At 62.7% G+C, this 19,839-nt stretch carries 22 protein-coding genes; 10 read left to right on the top strand and 12 right to left on the bottom strand.

What is annotated here, in order from left to right:
• Positions 1–251: 251 nt before the first annotated feature.
• Positions 252–1,142, bottom strand: a complete 891-nt coding sequence (locus EB235_RS02355; protein ID WP_027032555.1) for a LysR family transcriptional regulator — start codon at positions 1,140–1,142, stop codon at positions 252–254.
• Positions 1,143–1,324: 182 nt separating this feature from the next.
• Between EB235_RS02355 and EB235_RS02350 the strand changes: the two genes are divergently transcribed.
• Entirely contained in the window at positions 1,325–2,320 is a 996-nt protein-coding gene (locus EB235_RS02350) for an aldo/keto reductase (RefSeq protein ID WP_027032556.1), read from the top strand.
• A 261-nt stretch (positions 2,321–2,581) separates the two neighbouring features.
• Here the strand turns inward: EB235_RS02350 and EB235_RS02345 are convergent, their stop codons facing one another.
• The 10 genes from EB235_RS02345 to infC form a co-directional block, all read right to left on the bottom strand.
• Positions 2,582–3,184, bottom strand: a complete 603-nt coding sequence (locus EB235_RS02345) for a nucleotidyltransferase family protein (protein WP_027032557.1) — start codon at positions 3,182–3,184, stop codon at positions 2,582–2,584.
• A 44-nt stretch (positions 3,185–3,228) separates the two neighbouring features.
• Entirely contained in the window at positions 3,229–3,582 is a 354-nt protein-coding gene (locus EB235_RS02340; protein WP_155256454.1) for a hypothetical protein, read from the bottom strand.
• Between the two features lie 5 nt (positions 3,583–3,587).
• A complete protein-coding gene (locus EB235_RS02335; protein WP_032925803.1) occupies positions 3,588–4,172 on the bottom strand; it encodes a prolyl hydroxylase family protein in 585 nt (194 codons plus the stop codon).
• An 8-nt stretch (positions 4,173–4,180) separates the two neighbouring features.
• Entirely contained in the window at positions 4,181–6,589 is a 2,409-nt protein-coding gene (pheT, locus tag EB235_RS02330) for a phenylalanine--tRNA ligase subunit beta (RefSeq protein ID WP_027032560.1), read from the bottom strand.
• Positions 6,586–7,008, bottom strand: coding sequence for a GFA family protein (locus EB235_RS02325; protein ID WP_027032561.1), 423 nt, complete (start codon positions 7,006–7,008; stop codon positions 6,586–6,588). Before EB235_RS02325 ends, pheT begins: the two co-directional genes overlap by 4 nt.
• Positions 7,005–8,135, bottom strand: a complete 1,131-nt coding sequence (gene pheS, locus EB235_RS02320) for a phenylalanine--tRNA ligase subunit alpha (RefSeq protein ID WP_051429751.1) — start codon at positions 8,133–8,135, stop codon at positions 7,005–7,007. The genes EB235_RS02325 and pheS overlap by 4 nt, the downstream gene beginning before the upstream one ends.
• A gap of 224 nt (positions 8,136–8,359) precedes the next feature.
• Complete coding sequence (gene rplT / locus EB235_RS02315; protein ID WP_013528310.1) at positions 8,360–8,761, bottom strand: 50S ribosomal protein L20; 402 nt, start codon at positions 8,759–8,761, stop codon at positions 8,360–8,362.
• Between the two features lie 88 nt (positions 8,762–8,849).
• The gene (gene rpmI / locus EB235_RS02310) at positions 8,850–9,053 is read right to left on the bottom strand and encodes a 50S ribosomal protein L35 (protein ID WP_006201248.1); all 204 of its coding nucleotides are present in this window, start codon (positions 9,051–9,053) and stop codon (positions 8,850–8,852) included.
• Positions 9,054–9,235: 182 nt separating this feature from the next.
• Positions 9,236–9,886: a methyltransferase family protein gene (locus tag EB235_RS02305; RefSeq protein WP_027032563.1), complete on the bottom strand. Its 651-nt coding sequence runs from the start codon at positions 9,884–9,886 to the stop codon at positions 9,236–9,238.
• Positions 9,887–10,065: 179 nt separating this feature from the next.
• A complete protein-coding gene (gene infC, locus EB235_RS02300; protein WP_023772325.1) occupies positions 10,066–10,602 on the bottom strand; it encodes a translation initiation factor IF-3 in 537 nt (178 codons plus the stop codon).
• Positions 10,603–10,822: 220 nt separating this feature from the next.
• Here infC and EB235_RS02295 point away from each other — a divergent pair, with 220 nt between their 5' ends.
• The 4 genes from EB235_RS02295 to EB235_RS02280 all read left to right on the top strand — a co-directional run bounded on the left by EB235_RS02295 (position 10,823) and on the right by EB235_RS02280 (position 14,214).
• Positions 10,823–11,611, top strand: a complete 789-nt coding sequence (locus tag EB235_RS02295) for an alpha/beta hydrolase (protein ID WP_027032564.1) — start codon at positions 10,823–10,825, stop codon at positions 11,609–11,611.
• 2 nt (positions 11,612–11,613) lie between these two features.
• Positions 11,614–12,756, top strand: a complete 1,143-nt coding sequence (locus EB235_RS02290; RefSeq protein ID WP_027032565.1) for a benzoate/H(+) symporter BenE family transporter — start codon at positions 11,614–11,616, stop codon at positions 12,754–12,756.
• Between the two features lie 117 nt (positions 12,757–12,873).
• On the top strand, positions 12,874–13,356 hold the full coding sequence (locus tag EB235_RS02285) for a DUF2852 domain-containing protein (RefSeq protein ID WP_027032566.1): 483 nt from the start codon (positions 12,874–12,876) through the stop codon (positions 13,354–13,356).
• Between the two features lie 99 nt (positions 13,357–13,455).
• Positions 13,456–14,214 carry a M48 family metallopeptidase gene (locus EB235_RS02280; RefSeq protein WP_027032567.1) on the top strand — a complete coding sequence of 253 codons (759 nt, stop codon included), beginning with the start codon at positions 13,456–13,458 and terminating at the stop codon, positions 14,212–14,214.
• 3 nt (positions 14,215–14,217) lie between these two features.
• Here the strand turns inward: EB235_RS02280 and EB235_RS02275 are convergent, their stop codons facing one another.
• Positions 14,218–14,436: a hypothetical protein gene (locus EB235_RS02275; RefSeq protein WP_027032568.1), complete on the bottom strand. Its 219-nt coding sequence runs from the start codon at positions 14,434–14,436 to the stop codon at positions 14,218–14,220.
• 112 nt (positions 14,437–14,548) lie between these two features.
• On the opposite strand from EB235_RS02275, the gene EB235_RS02270 reads away from it, so the two are divergent.
• From EB235_RS02270 to EB235_RS02250, 5 genes are all read left to right on the top strand, one after another.
• Positions 14,549–15,208 (top strand): phosphoribosylanthranilate isomerase, encoded by a 660-nt coding sequence (locus tag EB235_RS02270; RefSeq protein ID WP_027032569.1) that lies wholly within the window; start codon positions 14,549–14,551, stop codon positions 15,206–15,208.
• A gap of 90 nt (positions 15,209–15,298) precedes the next feature.
• Positions 15,299–16,519: a tryptophan synthase subunit beta gene (trpB, locus tag EB235_RS02265; RefSeq protein ID WP_027032570.1), complete on the top strand. Its 1,221-nt coding sequence runs from the start codon at positions 15,299–15,301 to the stop codon at positions 16,517–16,519.
• Between the two features lies 1 nt (position 16,520).
• Positions 16,521–17,360 (top strand): tryptophan synthase subunit alpha, encoded by an 840-nt coding sequence (gene trpA / locus EB235_RS02260; protein WP_027032571.1) that lies wholly within the window; start codon positions 16,521–16,523, stop codon positions 17,358–17,360.
• A gap of 48 nt (positions 17,361–17,408) precedes the next feature.
• Positions 17,409–18,335, top strand: coding sequence for an acetyl-CoA carboxylase, carboxyltransferase subunit beta (accD, locus tag EB235_RS02255; RefSeq protein ID WP_027032572.1), 927 nt, complete (start codon positions 17,409–17,411; stop codon positions 18,333–18,335).
• Positions 18,336–18,456: 121 nt separating this feature from the next.
• The gene (locus tag EB235_RS02250) at positions 18,457–19,782 is read left to right on the top strand and encodes a bifunctional folylpolyglutamate synthase/dihydrofolate synthase (RefSeq protein ID WP_027032573.1); all 1,326 of its coding nucleotides are present in this window, start codon (positions 18,457–18,459) and stop codon (positions 19,780–19,782) included.
• Positions 19,783–19,839: the final 57 nt, after the last annotated feature.

The raw sequence follows: 19,839 nt of genomic DNA, 5'->3' as shown, positions 1-19,839 counted from the left end.
CACGAAGTGGGGAGAGGTGGCCCGGCGAAGCCGGGACGGAGAGGGGCCTTCGTAAAGTGCCCAACTCGCCGCGTCGAGCACCCTTAGAAGTGTGTGTTATCGAAGGGCTCTGCCACCACGAGCGGCGAAAGCGTTTCTGGGAGCGCCCCTCGCCCCGTTTACGGGGAGAGGATGCCGGCAGGCAGGTGAGGGGCGGCGCCAACCTTGGCAATGCATGGCCCCCAAACGGGAGACGATTGCGCCGCCGTTCCCTAACCACTCACTTTGAAGAAATCCACAAACGCTCTCAGCGCTGGGCGCATCTGCCGGCGACTGGGATAATAGACAAAGAACCCCTCGAAAGACGGGCACCAGTCCTCCAGCGCGCGGATCAGCCTGCCGTCGGCGAGCGGGGCCAGCACATAAGGCTCGAAGACGAAGGCAAGTCCTGCGCCGTCGACCGCCGCTTGCGCGATCAGATGGTCCTCGTCGAGGATCAGCGGCCCTTGCGCAGCGATCTCGATCTCCTCGCCGCCCTTTTCGAATTCCCAGCGGTAGAGGATGCCGCTGGAGAAGCGGAAGCGGATGCAGCGATGGTCGGCTAGGTCGCGCGGATGATGCGGTCTGGGCATGGCCTCGAAATAGGATGGCGCGCCGACCACCGCGCCGCGCATGTCCGGCCCGATGCGCACCGCGATCATGTCGCGCTGCAGGCTCTCGCCAAGCCGCACGCCGGCATCGAAACCACCTTCCACCACATCGGTGAAGCGGTCCTCGATGACGATCTCCAGAACGATGTCGGGATAGGCCCTGGCAAAGGCGCCAAGCCGCGGCGTCAGCACCAGATGCGCTGCCGTGCGCGGCACGCTGAGCCTGAGATTCCCGGCTGGCCGGTCACGCGACTCGACCGCCGTCTCCAGCGCCAGGTCGATCTCGGAAAGCGCCGGCCGCAATCGCTCCAGCAACTGCGCGCCTTCCTCGGTCGGCGCAACGCTGCGCGTGCTGCGTGCCAAAAGCCGCACGCCAAGCCGCGCCTCCAGGCTGGACACCGCATGGCTGACCGCCGAGGGCGCGATGGCCAATTCCCTGGCCGCGCCGCGAAAGCTGCCGCATTGTGCGACGGTTGCCAGAACTGCCAGCTGCGAAAGATGTGCTCGATTCATTGATCTATTTCTTAGAACACCCCGTGCGCAGATGAGCCGATTATCGAACGTAAGGCAAGACGCTATCTCATGCTGCATGTCGCCCAAAAGTGCTCTGCGGTTTTGGGGCAACGACATGCACAAGGACAAGACTTAAAGCGCGTCGCAGACGCCCTTTAAGCATCACAACACGGAGACGCGTGATGCAAACCCGCAAGCTAGGAACTGAACTGAACGTCTATCCCGTCGGCCTCGGCTGCATGGGCATGAGCTTCGCCTATGGCGGCCAGCCGGAGGCCGAAGCGATCGCCACGCTGCACCGCGCCGTCGAGATCGGCGTCAACTTTTTCGACACGGCGGAAGTCTACGGCCCCTACGAAAATGAGATCCTGCTCGGCAAGGCGCTGAAGTCCGTTCGTAACAAGGTGACCATCGCCACGAAATTCGGCTTCAAGATCCTGGAGGAAGGCACGGGCCTCGACCGCATGGCTGGCGTCGACAGTCGCCCCGAGCACGTCAAGGCTGTTGCCGAGGCTTCGCTGAAGCGGCTCGGCACCGATGTCATCGACCTCTACTACCAGCACCGTGTCGACCCCAACGTGCCGATCGAGGACACGGTCGGCGCCATGGCCGAACTGGTGCGCCAAGGCAAGGTGCGGGCGCTCGGCCTGTCGGAGGCGAGTGCCGCGACCATCCGCCGGGCGCATGCCGTGCATCCGATCGCGGCCGTGCAGAGCGAATATTCGCTGTGGACCCGTGACCCGGAAGACGACGTGTTTGCCGTCTGCCGCGAACTCGGCATCGGTTTTGTTCCCTACGGCCCGCTCGGCCGTGGCCTGCTGACCGGGACGATCGCCAAGCCGGAAACGCTTGACGATGGCGACTGGCGCCGGACCTTGCCGCGCTTCCAGGCCGAGGCCATGGAAGCCAATGCCAAGGTTATTGCCACACTGGAAAAGCTGGCGGCTGAAAAGGGCGTCACCTCAGCGCAACTGGCGCTGGCCTGGGTGCTGCATCAGGGCGACTTCATCGTCCCAATCCCCGGCGCGCGAAAGATCCGCCATCTCGAGCAGAACACGGCGGCAGCCGGGATCGAGCTGAGCGCGGCGGAGGTAGCGGCGATCGGTGACGCGCTGTCGCCCGACAAGGTCACCGGCAAGCGCTACACCGAGGAGCTGCTCGCGCTGGTGAATGGGTGACTATCGCAATTTACGGAAACAGGAGCGCTTCGGCGCCCCTGTTTCGTATCTGGCAGGGGAGAAGGATGCCAAACGTTCGCGCTAGGCACCCCCCTCTGTCCTGCCGGACATCTCCCCCTCAAGGGGGGAGATCGGATTGTCACGCCGGCTTTCGCCAATCACCAACATTGGAGGAAAGGCGCCATTGGCGAAGCTGCCAATCTCCCCCCTTGAGGGGGAGATGCCCGGCAGGGCAGAGGGGGTGTCTCGCGCCGACATTTCCTACCACGGCACAACCGTAATCTCCGGCCAGTTCTCTCTCGCCCTCGCCCCCTTCGCCTCATGCGTTTGCCGATTATCCATCACCCGGTTGGGCGTGATGCGAAACGAGAAGATGTCGTCCAGACCAAACGGCGCCACCAGCTCAAGCTGTCCATCCGCGCCGTATAGAACGCCAACCGCGTGGGTCCTCGAGGCGAAAAAGCCGAGCGCGTGGCTGGAGCTGGTATAGCGGGGGCAGGATCGGCCAAATTTCTGCGGATACCAAAGATGCACCCGCGCCTGGTTGCGCACCTCCACCGGCAGCGGCAGACCGGCGAAGACTGCAGCGGCGCGGGCAATCACGCCGTCCTCAGCCTCGTAGGACGGGTCGCTGTCGTCGAAGTAAAACAGGTCGACGTCTTTGATGCCGTAGCCCGAAGGCTTTCCCGTCAGCTGATTCCAGATGCTGTTGTAGAGCGCACCGGAAACGATCAACCAGTCCGGCAGGTCAAGGCTTCGTGCCCGATCCAGCGCCTCACGGATCAGCGCATCTCTCGACACGATGTCGAGAAACGCCGCACGTTGTGCTTCGAAAGCCAGCCCGGAATAGCGCAGATGGTCCATCGCCCTTTGGAGGGCGATTCGCCACCTTCCGGCAATCCCTCAGCTCATTGTTGCTCGTTAGGTTCTGACCAGATGACGGGTTCTTCGATAGAAGGCCACTCTTCGCCATATGCAAAGCCTTCGATAGCATCGAGTCTTCCGGTAACCTCGTCGAAGAACAGAACCATGCCACAAGGAAGCCGGTCTGGCCCGACATGCGCTGTCCACAGTGGACTGAACACCCGACTCGCAAATCGCAATTCCGGGGGAACCGACGAGGGAATGAGTGTGGTCATGAATCCCACAGGATCAGGGTTGCGGTCTTTGACGTCGAGCTCATTCGCCGTGTCGGGAGAAATGCCTACCGAACGACAAAACTCCTTAACGAAAATCATTTCGAGCGGGGTCAAATGCGTCATGCCTGTCACTGCCGCTTGTACATCACATCCGTGCGGATGACGTATTTGCGTCCCGACAGCACTTCGTCGCCGCGATGTTCGATCGGGTGATAAAAGGCCAGCGCCATGCCTTTCCTGGGTTTCACCACGAGACTGCTGCCGGCATAGCCGGGCATCTCGCCGCGAAACGAGGTTCCACTGCCTTCGAAATCGTCTGACAGATAGATCATGAAGGTGAACTGGCTGCGCTCCGACGCGCCGCGTTCGAAATAGCCGTCATTGTGCCAATCGAACTTCTGGCCCGGCCCGTAGCGATAGAAACGAAAACGCTCGTTCAGTCCCGTCAATCGCCAGTCGCCGAGGCCGCGATAGAGCATCGGCCGGGCGCGTGCGAAAAGCAGGTCCGCAAGATCCTCGTCATCGAAGACGACCCGGTCATTGTTGCGGAGCTCCGTCATCACGCTTGCACCGCCAGCGCTGTTTACCTTGGCAGCCTCGAACCCACGCCGTTCGCTGTCGGCGATCAGATCGGCGCATTCCTGGTCGTCCAGGAAACCGTCGATCATCCCGATATGTGTCGCCAGCCAGGTGATGGAGAGCTTGTGATCCATCGTCTCGTCTACGTCCTCAGAACACCGCCCGTTTGCTTGCTGACATTCTCGACGATGCGCTTGGCCAGCGCCTCGAAATCCTCGTCGGTCAGCGTCTTTTCGACCGGCTGGATCGACACTTCGATGGCGATCGATTTTTTGGCCGCGCCAAGCGAAGCGCCCTCGAAGACGTCGAACACCGAGACAGCAGTAATCAGCTTCTTATCGGCGGCCAGCGCCGCACGCACCAGCGTGCCGGCTTCGACCGCCTTGTCGACGACGAAGGCGAAGTCGCGCTTCACCGCCTGGAAGGCGGAGAGCTCGAGCTTCGGCTTGGTCTTGGTCGGCTTTGCCTTCGGCTCGGGCACGGCATCGACGAACACTTCGAAGCCGCACAGCGGTCCGGAGACATCGAGCCCTTCCATCGTCTTCGGATGGAACTCGCCGAATGTGCCGAGCACGGTTTTCGGCCCGAGCTTGATCGTCCCGGAACGGCCGGGATGGTACCAGGCCGGGCCGCCCGCCTCGATCTGCAGGCGGTCGACCGGCGCGCCGCAGGCTTCGAGCGCGGCGATCGCATCGGCCTTGGCGTCGAACACACCGACCGGGCCGGAATTGCCGGCCCAGTTGCGGCCCGAGCCGTCGAGCTTGGCCGTGCCGCGGCGCACGCCGGCGGCAACGCGCCGCTGCTGGTCGGCGCCGTCGCCCTCATAGGTGCCGGACACCTCGAACAGCGCCACATCGCCAATGCCCTTGTCGGCGTTGCGCTGGGCAGCCGCCATCAGCCCCGGCAGCAGCGACGGCCGCATGTCGGACATATCGGCGGCGATCGGGTTGGCAAGCTTGAGCGCAGTCTGGCCACCGCCGAACAGTTCGGCGTGTTTGGCCGGGATGAACGACCAGGTGACGGCTTCCATCATGCCACGCACGGCAAGCGCCCGCTTGGCCGTACGCGTGCGGACCTGCAGCGTCGTCAGGATTTTCGAGTTGACCGCATCATGTGCGCCAAGCGGCTGCGGCGCGATGTTGTCGACGCCGTGGATGCGCATCACCTCTTCGACAAGATCGGCCTTGCCATCGACATCGGGACGCCAGGACGGCACCGCCACATCGACGACATCGCCCGAACCCTGCGGCTTGAAGCCAAGGCGCGAGAGGATGTCGAGGCTTGTCGAGCCCGGCACCTCGATTCCGGTCAGCCGCTTCACTTCCGACAATGGGAAAGAAACGATCTTGGGCGTGTGACCGGCATAGCCGACGACCTCGGTCTCGGTTGGCTCGCCACCGCAGAGATCGAGCACCAGCTTGGTCGCCAGCTCGACACCGGGAACCATGAATTCGGGGTCGACGCCGCGCTCGAACCGGTAGCGCGCATCGGTGATGATGCCCAGCGTGCGGCCGGTGCGGGCCGTGGTGATCGGATCCCAGAGGGCCGATTCGATCAGTACGTCCGTGGTGTTCTCGTCGCAGCCGGAATGTTCCCCGCCCATAACACCGGCGATCGACTCGACGCCATTGTCATCTGATATGACGCACATTTCAGGCGTCAGCGTGTATTCGCGGCCATCGAGCGCCAGCACCTTCTCGCCGTCGCGCGCACGGCGCACGACGAGATTGCCGGCGACCTTCTTGGCATCGAACACATGCAGCGGCCGGCCGCGGTCGAAGGTGACGTAGTTGGTGATGTCGACCAGCGCGCTGATCGGCCTCAGCCCAATGGCGATCAGCCTCTGCTGCAGCCATTTCGGCGACGGGCCGTTCTTGACGCCCTTCACAAGCCGCAACGCAAAGCCGGGGCAAAGCTCCGGCGCCTCGATCGTCACCTTGACCGGCGTCTCGCCTTTGCCGGGGATTGCCGCAACGGTAGCGCTTTTCAGTATGCCGAGCCCGCTCGCCGCCAGATCCCGGGCAATGCCGTAGACGCTGGTGGCATCGGGCCGGTTCGGCGTCAAATTGATCTCGATCAGCGGATCGTCGAGATGCGCATAGGCAGCGAAGCTGGTGCCGACCGGCGCATCCTCGGGCAGGTCGATAATGCCATTGTGCTCGTCGGACAGCTCCAGCTCGCGCTCGGAACACATCATGCCATGGCTCTCGACGCCACGGATCTTGCCGACCGTCAGCGTCACGTCGATGCCGGGCACATAGGCGCCGGGCGCGGCAAAGGCGCCGATCAGACCGGCGCGGGCATTGGGCGCACCACAGACCACCTGAACGGGCGGCTTGCCGTCGCCCGTATCGACGGTCAACACGCGCAGCCGGTCGGCATCGGGATGCTGCACCGCCGTCAGCACCTTGGCGATGACGAAGGGTTTCAGGCTCGACTTGTCGTCGACATGCTCGACTTCGAGGCCGATCGACGTCAGCCGCTCGACAATTTCGTTGAGCGAGGCATCGGTCTCGAGATGATCCTTGAGCCAGGAGAGGGTGAATTTCATTGGATTGTTCCGTCTGGTCTTTTGACGCTTGTTTTCAGATGTCTCGGCATCTCGTCGGACATATGCAGGAAAGGGAGCTGCTCGCTGACATAGGCATGCTGCGTCGGTTCGAAATCGGCCGGCATGTCCATCGCGCCGAGCATGAAGTAGATGTCATCCTCAAGCCGCTCGTCGACATAGGCGATCGGCGAGCCGCAGATGCCGCAGAACGAACGCGTCACCGGCCCGTTCTCGTACATCTTCAGCGCCTTGCCCGTGAACGCCACCTTGTCGATCAGGAAGCCGACAAAGGCCGATACCGGCGCGCCGCTCGCCCGACGGCAATCGCCGCAATGGCAATAGCTGACGTGGTGCGGCTCGGCCGAAGCCTCGAACCGCACGGCGCCACAGCGACAGCCGCCGATATGGGGCGCTGTCATGCGCTCAAGCCTCCGAACAATGTCGGCATATCGAGTGGCCGGAAGCCGTAATGCGACAGCCAGCGTACGTCGGCGTCAAAGAAGGCGCGCAAATCCGGCATGCCATATTTCAGCATGGCGATACGATCGATGCCCATGCCCCAGGCAAAGCCCTGATACTCGTCCGGGTCAAGCCCGCCGGCGCGCAGCACGTTGGGATGCACCATGCCGCAGCCGAGAATCTCCATCCAGTCGGAGCCTTCGCCGAAGCGCACTTCGCCGGGCCGCGAGCGGTCGCACTGGATGTCGACCTCGAGGCTTGGCTCGGTGAACGGGAAGAAGGACGGCCGGAAACGCATCTTGACCGAGGGCACCTCGAAAAACGCCTTGCAGAATTCTTCCAGCACCCACTTCATGTTGGCGACGTTAGCCGTCTTGTCGATCACCAGGCCCTCGACCTGATGGAACATCGGCGAGTGCGTGGCGTCGGAATCCTGCCGGTAGGTCTTGCCCGGGATGACGATGCGGATCGGCGGCTTCTGCTTCTCCATGGTGCGGATCTGCACGGGCGAGGTGTGCGTGCGCAAAAGCTTGCGCTCGCCCTTCTCGTCCGGCTGGAAGAAGAAGGTGTCGTGCATTTCGCGCGCCGGATGCCCCTCGGGGAAATTCAGCGCGGTGAAATTGTAGTAGTCGGTCTCGATATCGGGACCTTCGGCGATGGCGAAGCCGAGATCGCCGAAGATCGCTGCGATCTCGTCGATGACCTGGCTGATCGGATGGATGCGGCCGCGCTCGGCCGGCGACTGCCGCACCGGCAGCGTCACGTCGACCTTTTCAGCGGCAAGGCGGGCGGCGATCGCCACGTCCTTGAGTTCGGCCTTGCGGGCCGTCAGCGCCTCGGTGACGCGGTTCTTGAGCCCGTTGATGACGGGGCCCTTGAGCTGGCGCTCCTCGGCGGTCATGGCGCCGAGCGTCTTCAGCATCTCGGACACGGTGCCCTTCTTGCCGAAGGCAGCGATGCGCACGGCTTCGATGGCCGGCTCATCGGCTGCCGACGCGATGTCGGCCAGCAGTGAAGCTTCCAGGGTTTCAAGATTTCCAGCGGTGGCGTTCACGGCGAAACTCTCTCGATCGGCGACCGGCACCATTTTGGTTTCGGTGTCACCATTTTGGTTACATCAGGCATAAGAAAAACCCGCGCCAGCCGTGCCAGCGCGGGTTCCCCAAATCAGAATTGCGAATGCTTGGGAAGCGCTGGGCTCGGAGCTCGATCCCGAAAAGTTGCAGACTTTTCGGAAGAGATCGTGCTCCTCGCTAATTTCCCTGGAGCATGATGTTGTCCAAAAAGTCAGAAACTTTTTGGCATCATGCTCTAGGCGACAGCGCTTTCAAAAGCGTTCGGCGTGGTGTTCTTCAGATATTCGAGCGCGACCTTGGCCTTGGCGACCAGGGCTGCGAAAGCCTGCGGCTCATGGATGGCCATGTCCGAAAGGATCTTGCGATCGATCTCGATGCCCGACTTGTTGAGGCCGTCAATGAAGCGGCCATAGGTCAGGCCATGCTCGTGCGTCGCGGCGTTGATGCGCTGGATCCACAGCGCGCGGAACGAGCGCTTGCGGTTCTTGCGGTCGCGGTAAGCGTACTGCAGCGACTTTTCCACCGCCTGCTTGGCGATGCGGATGGTGTTCTTGCGGCGGCCGTAAAAGCCTTTCGCGGCTTTCAGGACCTTCTTGTGCTTGGCGTGCGAGGTGACGCCTCTCTTTACGCGTGCCATGTCATGATCTCCTTAAAAGCAATTCCAGGTGCCTGGCGGCTTTCCGTTCCGAATTGCGTAAAACTGATGCGTGTCCGGACCGAATGCCTTAGAGGCCGTTCGGCAGAAAATTCTTGATGACCTTCTTGCCATCCGGTTCAGCCAGAACCATCGTGCCGCGGGCATTTCGAATGAACTTGTTGGAACGCTTGATCATGCCGTGACGCTTGCCGGCAGCAGCCGACAGGACTTTACCCGTACCTGTGATCTTGAACCGCTTCTTGGCGGCCGATTTGGTCTTCATCTTGGGCATTTTGCTACTCCGTCTCGTTGGCGCACTATCGCGCTTCTTGTTCGCTTCAGGCCGACCAAAGCCCGAAAAGCAAATGAAACCGCCACGGCATGCCCTGCCGGGCGGTTTTCTTGAACGGCGGTCCTATACGTCAAAGATGGCCAGCGCGCAACACCTGAAGCCGTGCGACGCTGTGTCCCCGGTCAGGGCAGGGTGAACCAGACCGGCAGCATGCCCGACAGCTGCGCGCCGTCGATCAGTTCGAAGGCCGGCAGCGCGATCAGGAACACCAGCCCATCGAGCAGCGTGGTGAGCAGCAGGCGCGGCTTGAAACTGCCGGTATCGCCTTCCTCGTAAAGCGAGAGCTTGGGAAAGAAGCGTGGCACCTTGTCCAGATAGGCCTGGTAGGGCGCGCCGAGCGCCACCTTGAGGAATTTTTCCTCGCGCAGGATGACGATGTGGAAGGCGCCCGCGCAAAGCAGTGCGAACAGGATGATGCCCGAGAACGAGCCGATCTGCGCGCCAACGCCGGCCGCGGCCACGGTCGAGAAGACATAGAGAGGATTGCGGGTAATCGAATAGGGCCCGCCCGTCACCACTTCGGAGGATTTGCGTCCCCCTATGTAGAGCGTCGCCCAGAGGCGCCCGCAGATACCGAGAAAAATCAGGAGCACGCCGAACATCTCGATCGACTCGTGCACCGGCGTATCCGGCGGAAAGGTCGATTGCCCGAACAGCAGCGCCAGGAACAGCACCACCACGAGCACGGCAAGCACCAGCCGGCGCATCTGCTGGTAGTTGCCCAGCTCGTGCTTCAAGGGCTTGGCATCCGGGGATTTTACGTCTTCGACCATGTCAGGAGTCCGATCGTCGAGAAGCTGAGCCGGCGATCGCAGCTTTTGCTGGCAAACAGGCGTCCCGCCAATCGCCGGGACGGCCTGTAACACAATTCAGGCGGATTTTGCGCGAGATGACCACGCCTAACCTTAACGTGACCACGCCGTGATCTGATGCATGTCGCCGGCGGCGCGCTTCAGCGCGGCGCCAGCACCATCATCATCTGGCGGCCTTCGAGCTTCGGCTCCGCCTCGACCTTGGCAATGGTCGCCACTTCCTCGCGCACCTTGTTCAGAAGCTGCATGCCGAGTTCCATATGCGCCATCTCACGACCACGGAAGCGCAGCGTCAGCTTGACCTTGTCACCTTCCTCGAAGAAGCGGCGAACCGCCTTCATCTTGGTCTCATAGTCATGGCTGTCGATGTTCGGGCGCATCTTGATCTCCTTGATCTCGATGACCTTCTGGTTCTTGCGCGCCTCGGCCGCCTTCTTCTGGTTGGCGTATTTCAACTTGCCGAGATCGAGGATTTTTACGACGGGGGGCACTGCGTTGGGCGATATCTCGACCAGATCGAGCCCGGCCTCTTCGGCGAGCAGCAATGCGTCGTTGATGGAAATATCGCCGCGGTTCTGGCCATCGGCGTCGATAAGCTGGACCCGGGGAACCCGGATATCACGGTTGGAGCGCGGCCCATCCTTGGTCGGCGCCGCTGCTTTGAAAGGTCTGCGAATGGTCGTGGTCTCCTTGGCCGTTTCGTTCCGGGTTTTGTCGGTCTGATGTCTGGACGCGCCAATGTGGTGAGCGCGCGGGCGGAGTCAATAGCACAGCATTGACAGAAAATCACCCTGATCACTGCCTGTACCAAACAAAGAAGCAGCGCGAGCACTTTTCGCCACGCCTGTGGCTGTGTCACAAGAACCCCGTGCCAAAAGAGGGCCTGAGGAAATAGCCATGACCGCCACGCCCCCAACCTTTCTCGACGTCCCAATCTTTCTGGATGTTGGGGGATCACGCATTGCGGTGCGCCATACCGCGGGCTCGGCGCCTGGCATCGTCTGGCTCGGCGGCTACAAGTCGGACATGCTGGGCACGAAAGCCGAGACGCTGTCGGACTGGGCGGCAAAAGAGGGCCGTGCCTTTCTGCGCCATGACTATTCCGGCCACGGCGAATCCGGCGGTGCCTTTGCCGACGGCACCATTTCGACATGGCTGTCGCAAAGCCTTGCCGTGTTCCGGCATTTCACCAGCGGCAGCCAGATCTTGGTCGGCTCCTCGATGGGCGCCTGGATCGCGCTGCGCATGGTGCAGGAATTGCGCAAGGCGGGCGATGCCAGAACCGTTGGTCTGGTGCTGCTCGCGCCGGCGCCGGATTTTACCTCTGAGCTGGTCGAACCAGTGCTGACCGAGGCGCAAAAGCGCGACCTCGCCGAAAAGGGGTTTTTCGCCGAGCCATCCGACTATTCCGCCGAACCCTATATCTACACGCGTGCGCTGATCGAGGACGGGCGCAACAACCGGGTGATGAGCGGCCCGATCGACACGCACTGCCCGGTCCACATCCTGCAGGGCCTGGCCGATCCGGACGTGCCGTCGAGCCATGCATTGAAACTGGTCAGCCTGCTGCCCGCCGACGATGTCACCCTGTCGCTTATCCCTGATGGCGACCATCGCCTGTCGCGGCCGCAGGACCTCGACATGCTGCTGCGGGCGGTCGGTGACATGGCCGGGCGGGGCAGCTGACAATGCGCCTTTCCATCCCGATCTCGGCCTTTGTCGCGGCCATCGTCGGCTTCGGCGGCACGCTGGCCATCGTCATTGCCGCCGCCCACGCGGTCGGTGCGACGCAGATTCAAACGGCAAGCTGGGTGACAACCATTTGCCTGGCCATGGCGATCGAAAGCCTATGGCTGTCCTGGCGCACGAAAATGCCCGTCATCACAGCCTGGTCGACGCCGGGCCTGGCGCTGATGGCGGCATCGAGCGGCTTTTCGATCGGCGAGGCGGTCGCCGCCTTCATCGTCACCGCCATCCTGTTGATCGCCACCGGCCTGTTTCGGCCATTGACGCAGTTGATCTCCAGGATTCCGCCTTCCGTCGCTTCCGGAATGCTGGCCGGCATCGTCGTCACCTTCGCCCTCAATGCGGTCAAGACCATTCCTGTCGACCCGTGGCTGATCCTGCCTCTGATCGCGGCCTTCTTCATTATCCGCCTGTTCAACCCGGCGCTGTCCGTGCTGGCGGTGCTGATCGGTGGCGGTCTCGCCGCTTTCCTCACCGGCCGTGTCGGCGGCCTGCCGACACCCGAACTGTCGACGCTGACGCTGATCACACCTGATTTCACCGCCAAGGCAATCATCGGCCTGGCGCTGCCGCTCTACCTCGTCACCATGGCTTCACAGAACCTGTCCGGCCTCGCCGTGCTGCGCGCCGCCGGCTATCACCCCGAGCCCGGCCCGTTGATCGGCATCACCGGCCTGTTTTCGCTGTTGTCGGCACCGTTCGGCGGCTCGACCACCAATCTGGCGGCCATTTCGGCGGCAATCTGCACCGGGCCGGACGTCCACCCCGACCCCGCCGAGCGCTGGAAAACCGGCCCGTTCTATGCGCTCGCCTATCTCGTCTTCGCGATTTTCGGTGCATCGCTGGTGGCGATCTTCGCCGTCCTGCCGCAGAGCCTGATCGTGCTGGTGGCGGGCTTGGCGCTGATGGCGTCGCTCGCCAACGCGCTGGCGATCGCTCTGAAAGACGAGGGCGACCGCATGGCCGCAACCGTCACCTTCGTCGTCACCGCGTCCGGGCTGACATTGTTTGGCGTCGGCGCCGCATTCTGGGGCCTGATCGCCGGGCTGGTCGTGCTTTTCCTCGATATGCTTAAAAAGCGATAATCATTTCAGACCCTTGTCCGGTTTTGGCCGGCATTGTCTTGAATCGCCGTTTTCCCTTTCCCATTTCGATTCCACGCAGCCGGGTTTGGCTGTCTCCAACCGAAGGAATGGGAGAAAATGAACACATCTGCATTGATCCGCCCAGCCTGGACGCCGGCAACCATCGCGTTGATGGTCATCGGTTTCATGGTGTTCTGGCCGCTCGGCTTCGCCATGCTCGCCTACATCATCTGGGGCGATCGGCTCGACGGCTTCAAGCGTGACGTCAACCGCGCCACAGACGGCATCTTCGCCGGCTGCCGCCGTGGTTCCGACAAGGCCGCGCGCTGGGGCAATGGCTCCGCTCGCACCGGCAACGTCGCTTTCGACGACTGGCGCGAAAAGGAACTTGAGCGCCTGAATGAAGAGCGCGCCAAGCTCGACGAGATGCTGACGCAGTTCGACGAGTATGCCCGCGAATTGCGCCGCGCCAAGGATCAGGACGAGTTCGATCGCTTCATGGCGAACCGCAACAAGTCGACCGCGCCGGCCAAGACCGATCCGGGCACCGGAACGACCACCACCAAGCGTGGCAAGGGTTCGAACCTGCTTGACGACTAAGGCCCGGCGACAGGGCCTGACGTAAAAAACGGCGTCGCGCGAGCGGCGCCGTTTCTTTTTTGTTCTAGTCGTTTTTCTCGAATCGCGTATCGTCCCGCCATGACCATCGGATTCTTCCGCAATCTGACGAAGCCCAAACCCACGCCTGTCGTCGAGCGTGAGTATTGTGTCGCCGGCCGTACGCTGCCGCTCAAGATCGTCGAGAGCGCCAGGGCACGACGCCTGACGTTGCGTATCGATTCCGGCGGCCAGGGCCTGCGCATCACCGTGCCGCCGGGCCTGCGTCGCGGCGAGGTGGACAGGTTCCTCGAACGCCACCAGGACTGGCTGGAGCAGCGCCTGGCCAAGGTGCCGACGCGCCCGCAGGTACGGCCGGGCATCAAGATCCCGGTGCGCGGTGTGGCGCATCGCATCGTCCACGAACCGTCAAAGCGCGGCACCGTCACCATATCGCGCGACGAGCGCGGCCCGCTGCTGATCGTGCATGGCGACCGCATACATCTGCCGCGCCGCATCGCCGATTTCCTGAAGCGCGAGGCCAAGAAGGAAATCGAGAAGCTGGTGATCAAACACACCGAGGCACTCGGCAAGCGCGCCAAGGCGATCCGCTACAAGGACACGTCCAGCCGCTGGGGCTCCTGTACCTCGGAGGGCAATCTGTCCTTCTCCTGGCGCATCATGATGGCGCCGCAGCCTGTGATAAACTACCTCGTCGCGCATGAGGTGGCGCATCTCAAGGAGATGAACCATGGGCCGAAATTCTGGAAACTGTGCGAAAAACTCTGCCCCGACACCGACCGCTGCAAGGACTGGCTGAAGCGCAACGGCGGCGCGCTGCAGGCGATCGTGTTCGAGTAGGCCTCAATCGTCATTCGCCGCATTCAGTTCGTCCGGCCGCAGACCCTCATCGCCATGGTGCGGCCAAGGCAGGAAGTTGCCGTCGAAGGCATCGCTGCCGAAATAATCCAGCGCGCGATGCGCCTCGGCACCGTTGAAGGCGGACTTGTCCATCAGATGCGCAATGACCTCATGCGCCTGCGCGATCTTCTGCTTCAGTTCGGCAACGGTTCTGTCGGCCATGCTTCTACTCCCGCCTTGCATACTCTCCATCAATAGGTAGCGCCTTTGGCCTTGCCGGCAAACAGCATGCTTTTTCTCGACTCTTGGAGCTTTTCGTGCCAATTCCCGCGCCATGGCGCTCGATATCAAAATCTGCGGCTTGAAGACCGACCAGGCAATGGCCGCGGCGCTGGCCGGCGGCGCCAGCCATGTCGGCTTTATTTTCTTTGCGAAAAGCCCTCGCTATGTCGAGCCGGTGGAAGCCGGGCGTCTGCGCGAAGCGGCGCGCGGCAAGGCCTTGGCCGTTGCCGTCACGGTCGACGCCAGCGACGCGTTCCTGGATGACATCGTCGAAAAGATGCGGCCCGACGTGCTGCAGTTGCACGGCTCGGAAACACCTGAGCGCGTGGCTGAGGTCAAGGCCCGCTATGGCCTGCCGGTGATGAAGGCGTTGCCACTCAGCGAGGCTGCCGATCTCGACCGGATCAAGCCGTTCATCGGCGTCGCCGACCGGTTCCTGTTCGATGCCAAGCCGCCGAAGGGCTCACAGTTGCCAGGCGGCAACGGCGTCGCCTTCGACTGGCGCATCCTTGCCGGCCTTGACGCCGGCGTTGATTACATGCTTTCCGGTGGGCTCAACGCCGCCAACATCGGCGATGCCCTTCGGCTAGCCAACCCGCCCGGAATAGACATTTCCTCGGGCGTGGAAAGCGCCCCGGGCGTCAAGGATCCGGCGCTGATCGAACAGTTTTTCCGGGCCGTCCGGGCAGCACGCGACGACCGCGCCGCCTGAAAGTGTTTCCAATCAGAGCATGTCGCGGAAAAGTGGTATCCGGTTTTCCGATGAGGACATGCTCAAAACATAGCAGCTAGGAGATCGGCGATGAACAAGCCGGCGACACCCAATTCCTTCCGCACCGGACCTGACGAGCAAGGCATGTTCGGCATGTTTGGCGGCCGTTTCGTCGCCGAAACCTTGATGCCGCTGATTCTGGACCTCGAAAAGCACTGGACCTTCGCCAAGACCGACCCGGCCTTCAAGGCCGAGGTCGAGCATCTCAACAAGCACTATACCGGCCGGCCCAGTCCGCTCTATTTCGCCGAAAGGCTCACCCAGCATCTCGGCGGCGCAAAAATCTATTTCAAGCGCGACGAGCTCAACCACACCGGCTCACACAAGATCAACAACTGCCTTGGCCAGATTCTGCTGGCCAAGCGCATGGGAAAGACGCGCATCATCGCCGAGACCGGCGCTGGCCAGCACGGCGTTGCGTCGGCGACGGTTGCCGCGCGCTTCGGCTTGCCTTGCGTGGTTTACATGGGGGCGACCGACGTGCAGCGTCAGGCGCCCAACGTTTTCCGCATGAAGCTGCTCGGCGCCGAGGTTGTGCCGGTAACCTCCGGTCACGGCACATTGAAGGATGCCATGAACGAGGCGCTTCGCGATTGGGTGACGAATGTCGACGACACCTACTACATGATCGGCACCGCCGCAGGTCCGCACCCCTATCCCGAGATCGTGCGGGAGCTGCAGTCGGTCATCGGCCGCGAGGCCAAGGAGCAGATGCTGGAGGCGGAAGGCCGGCTGCCGGACCTGCTTGTCGCAGCGGTGGGCGGCGGCTCAAACGCCATCGGCCTGTTCCATCCGTTCCTCGACGACACGGATGTGAAGATCGTCGGCGTCGAAGCCGGCGGCAAGGGCCTTGATGGCGACGAGCACTGTGCGTCGCTTACCGCCGGTTCGCCTGGCGTTCTGCACGGCAACCGCACCTACCTGCTGCAGACGTCCGACGGCCAGATCATGGAAGGCCATTCGATCTCGGCCGGCCTCGACTATCCCGGCATCGGCCCGGAACATTCGTGGTTGAAGGAATCCAATCGTGTCGAATACGTGCCGATCATGGATTCGGAGGCACTCGAGGCGTTCCAGTTGCTGACCCGTCTGGAGGGCATCATTCCGGCGCTGGAACCGGCGCATGCGCTGGCCGAGGTGATCAAGCGCGCGCCGAAGATGGGCAAGGACCAGATCATCGTCATGAATTTGTGCGGCCGCGGCGACAAGGACATTTTCACTGTCGGCAAAATTCTGGGGATGGAGCTTTAGGATGACCACCCGCATCGATCGCCGCATGGCGAAACTCAAGGCCGAAGGCAGGCCGGCGCTCGTCACCTATTTCATGGGCGGCGACCCGGACTACGACACCTCGCTGTCGATCATGAAGGCCCTGCCGGGCGCCGGCTCCGACATCATCGAACTAGGCATGCCGTTTTCCGATCCGATGGCTGACGGCCCGGCGATCCAGGCGGCGGGCCTGCGCGCACTGAAAGCTGGCCAGACCCTCGTGAAGACACTGAAGATGGCGTCGGACTTCCGCGCCGGCGACAATGAAACGCCGATCGTGCTGATGGGCTATTACAACCCGATCTACGTCTACGGCGTCGACCGCTTCCTCAGCGACGCTTTGGCAAGCGGCATCGATGGCCTGATCGTCGTCGACCTGCCGCCGGAAATGGACGAGGAACTGTGTATTCCGGCGCTCAAGGCCGGCATCAATTTCATCCGTCTGGCGACGCCGACCACCGACGACAAGCGCTTGCCCAAGGTGCTGCAGAACACATCCGGCTTCGTCTATTACGTGTCGATGACCGGCATCACCGGCTCGGCGCTGGCCGACACCGGCAAGGTGGCGGCGGCGGTCAAGCGCATCAAGGGCCACACCGACCTGCCGGTCTGCGTCGGCTTCGGCGTCAAGACCGCCGAACAGGCGCGTGTGATCGGCGCCAATGCCGATGGCGTCGTCGTTGGCACCGCAATCGTCAACGCGGTCGCCAACGTGCTCGGGCCGAAGGGTGAGAAGACCGCCGACCCGGCCGAGGCCGTGGCCACGCTGGTCAGCGGCCTGGCGCAAGGCGTGCGCTCAGCCCGCCTTGCTGCTGCCGAATAGTTCTCCTACCTCTCTTCCCAAATCTTCGTCAGGACAGGAGCCGAAGCGATGAACTGGATCACCAATTACGTTCGCCCGAAGATCAATTCGATGCTCGGCCGGCGCACTGACATGCCCGAAAATCTCTGGATCAAGGATCCCGAGACCGGCGAGATGGTGTTCCACAAGGATCTGGAATCCAACCAGTTCGTCATCCCGTCTTCGGGCCACCACATGAAGATCTCGGCCAAGGAACGGCTGAAATTCTTCTTCGACGACGGCAAGTACGAACAGCTTGAGAACCCCAAGGTCGTCCAGGATCCGCTGAAATTCCGCGACGAGAAGCGCTACGTCGACCGGCTGAAGGATGCCAAGGCCAAGACCGGCCTGGAAGACGCCATCATCAACGCGCTGGGCACGGTTGAAGGCCTGCCGGTGGTGGTGACGGTCCAGGATTTCGCCTTCATGGGCGGCTCGCTCGGCATGGCCGCCGGTGACGCCATCGTCCACGGTTTCGAAGTCGCCTTGCAGCGCAAGCGGCCGCTGATCCTGTTTGCCGCCTCCGGTGGCGCCCGCATGCAGGAAGGTATTTTGTCCCTGATGCAGTTGCCGCGCACCACGGTTGGGGTCGACCGGCTGAAGGAAGCCGGTCTTCCCTACATTGTCGTTCTGACCAATCCAACCACCGGCGGCGTCACCGCCTCGTACGCCATGCTGGGCGACGTACACATCGCCGAGCCCGGCGCTCTGATCGGCTTTGCCGGGCCGCGGGTTATCGAACAGACCATCCGCGAAAAACTGCCGGACGGCTTCCAGCGCTCCGAATATCTGATGGAGCACGGCATGGTCGACATGGTGGTGTCGCGGCTTGAGATGCGCGAAACGATCGCACGGCTGTTGAAGATGCTGCTCAAGATGCCGGTCGAGCAAAAGCCGCTGGAGCCGGAAATCCTGCCGCCGGCGGTCATCCCGATGGAAGCCCGGCCGCAGGCCTGACGCGACATTCCTGGCCGCTATCAGCAATTGCGCGCGACCCGTCGCGCGGTATCCTCTTGTTACGCATGACCCGTTCCGAAAACCGATTCGTGTTTTCGGGGTCATACGGTAGGGTTCGCCTATGACAACGCTTGCCGCAGACCGTGAAATCGAAGCCCTGATGGCGCTTCATCCGAAAGGCTTTGACCTTTCGCTCGACCGCATCACGCGGCTTCTGGAGCGGCTTGGCAATCCGCAGGACTTGCTCCCGCCGGTCATCCATATCGCCGGCACCAACGGCAAGGGCTCCTGCGCCGCCTTTTCGCGCGCACTGCTCGAAGCCGCCGGCCACCTTGTCCATGTCCACACCTCGCCGCATCTGGTGAACTGGGCCGAGCGCTACCGGCTCGCCGCGGAGGGTGGGGGCAAACTCGTTGACGATGAGACCTTCGCCGAGGCCATCGCCCGCGTCGCCAAGGCCAATGAAGGTCAGAAGATCACGGTCTTCGAAATCCTCACCGCTGTCACCTTCATCCTGTTTTCCGAACATCCCGCCGAAGCCGCCATCATCGAGGTCGGCCTAGGTGGCCGCTTCGATGCCACCAACGTCGTCGCCCGGCCTGCCGTGTCGGTGATCATGCCGGTGTCGATGGACCACGAGGCCTATCTCGGCGACCGTGTCGAACTGATCGCGGCTGAAAAGGCCGGCATCATGAAACGCGGCTGCCCGGTTGTGATCGGCGCGCAGGAAAGCGACACGGCACTGCAGGTGTTGATCGAGACCGCCGAACGGCTGGAATGCCCGACCTTCGTCTATGGCCAGGATTTCCTTGCCTTCGAGGAAAACGGCCGCATGGTCTACCAGGACGAGGACGGCCTGATGGACCTGCCGCCGCCGCGCCTGCCCGGGCGCCACCAATTCGCCAATGCGGCGGCGGCCATCGCCGCCGTCAAAGCCGCCGGCTTCGAGATCAGCCACCGTGCCGCCGAAAAGGCGATGACCAATGTCGCCTGGCCCGGCCGCATGCAGAAGCTGGCGCAGGGCCGGCTAGTGGATTTGGCGCCGAAGGGTGCCGATATCTGGCTCGACGGTGGCCACAATCCGGGCGCCGGCGTGGTCGTCGCCGAAGCACTGGCCGAGCAGGAAGAAAAGAACCCGCGCCCGCTCTTCCTCATCTCCGGCATGATCAACACCAAGGACCAGAGTGGCTATTTCCGCGCCTTCAAGGGCCTGGCCCGGCATGTCTACACGGTGCCGGTGAGCATGAGCGAAGCCGGCGTGCCGAACGACGAACTGGCCATCCGCGCCACGGAAGCCGGGCTGACAGCCGAGCCGGTCAGCTCTGTCGCCAGCGCGCTGATGCTGCTGCGCGACACCTGGGACGGCCCTGCACCCCGCATCCTGATCGGGGGATCGCTATACCTGGCAGGGGCAGTGCTGGCCGAGAACGGCACGCCGCCGACGTGAGACACCTTAGGTGGTTCGGCGCCTCTGTCGGAAATCAGTCCTAGGTCGATTTCAATC

The organism is Mesorhizobium loti R88b (assembly GCF_013170845.1).
Classification (GTDB): domain Bacteria; phylum Pseudomonadota; class Alphaproteobacteria; order Rhizobiales; family Rhizobiaceae; genus Mesorhizobium; species Mesorhizobium loti_B.
This window is presented reverse-complemented; position numbering and strand designations above follow the sequence as displayed.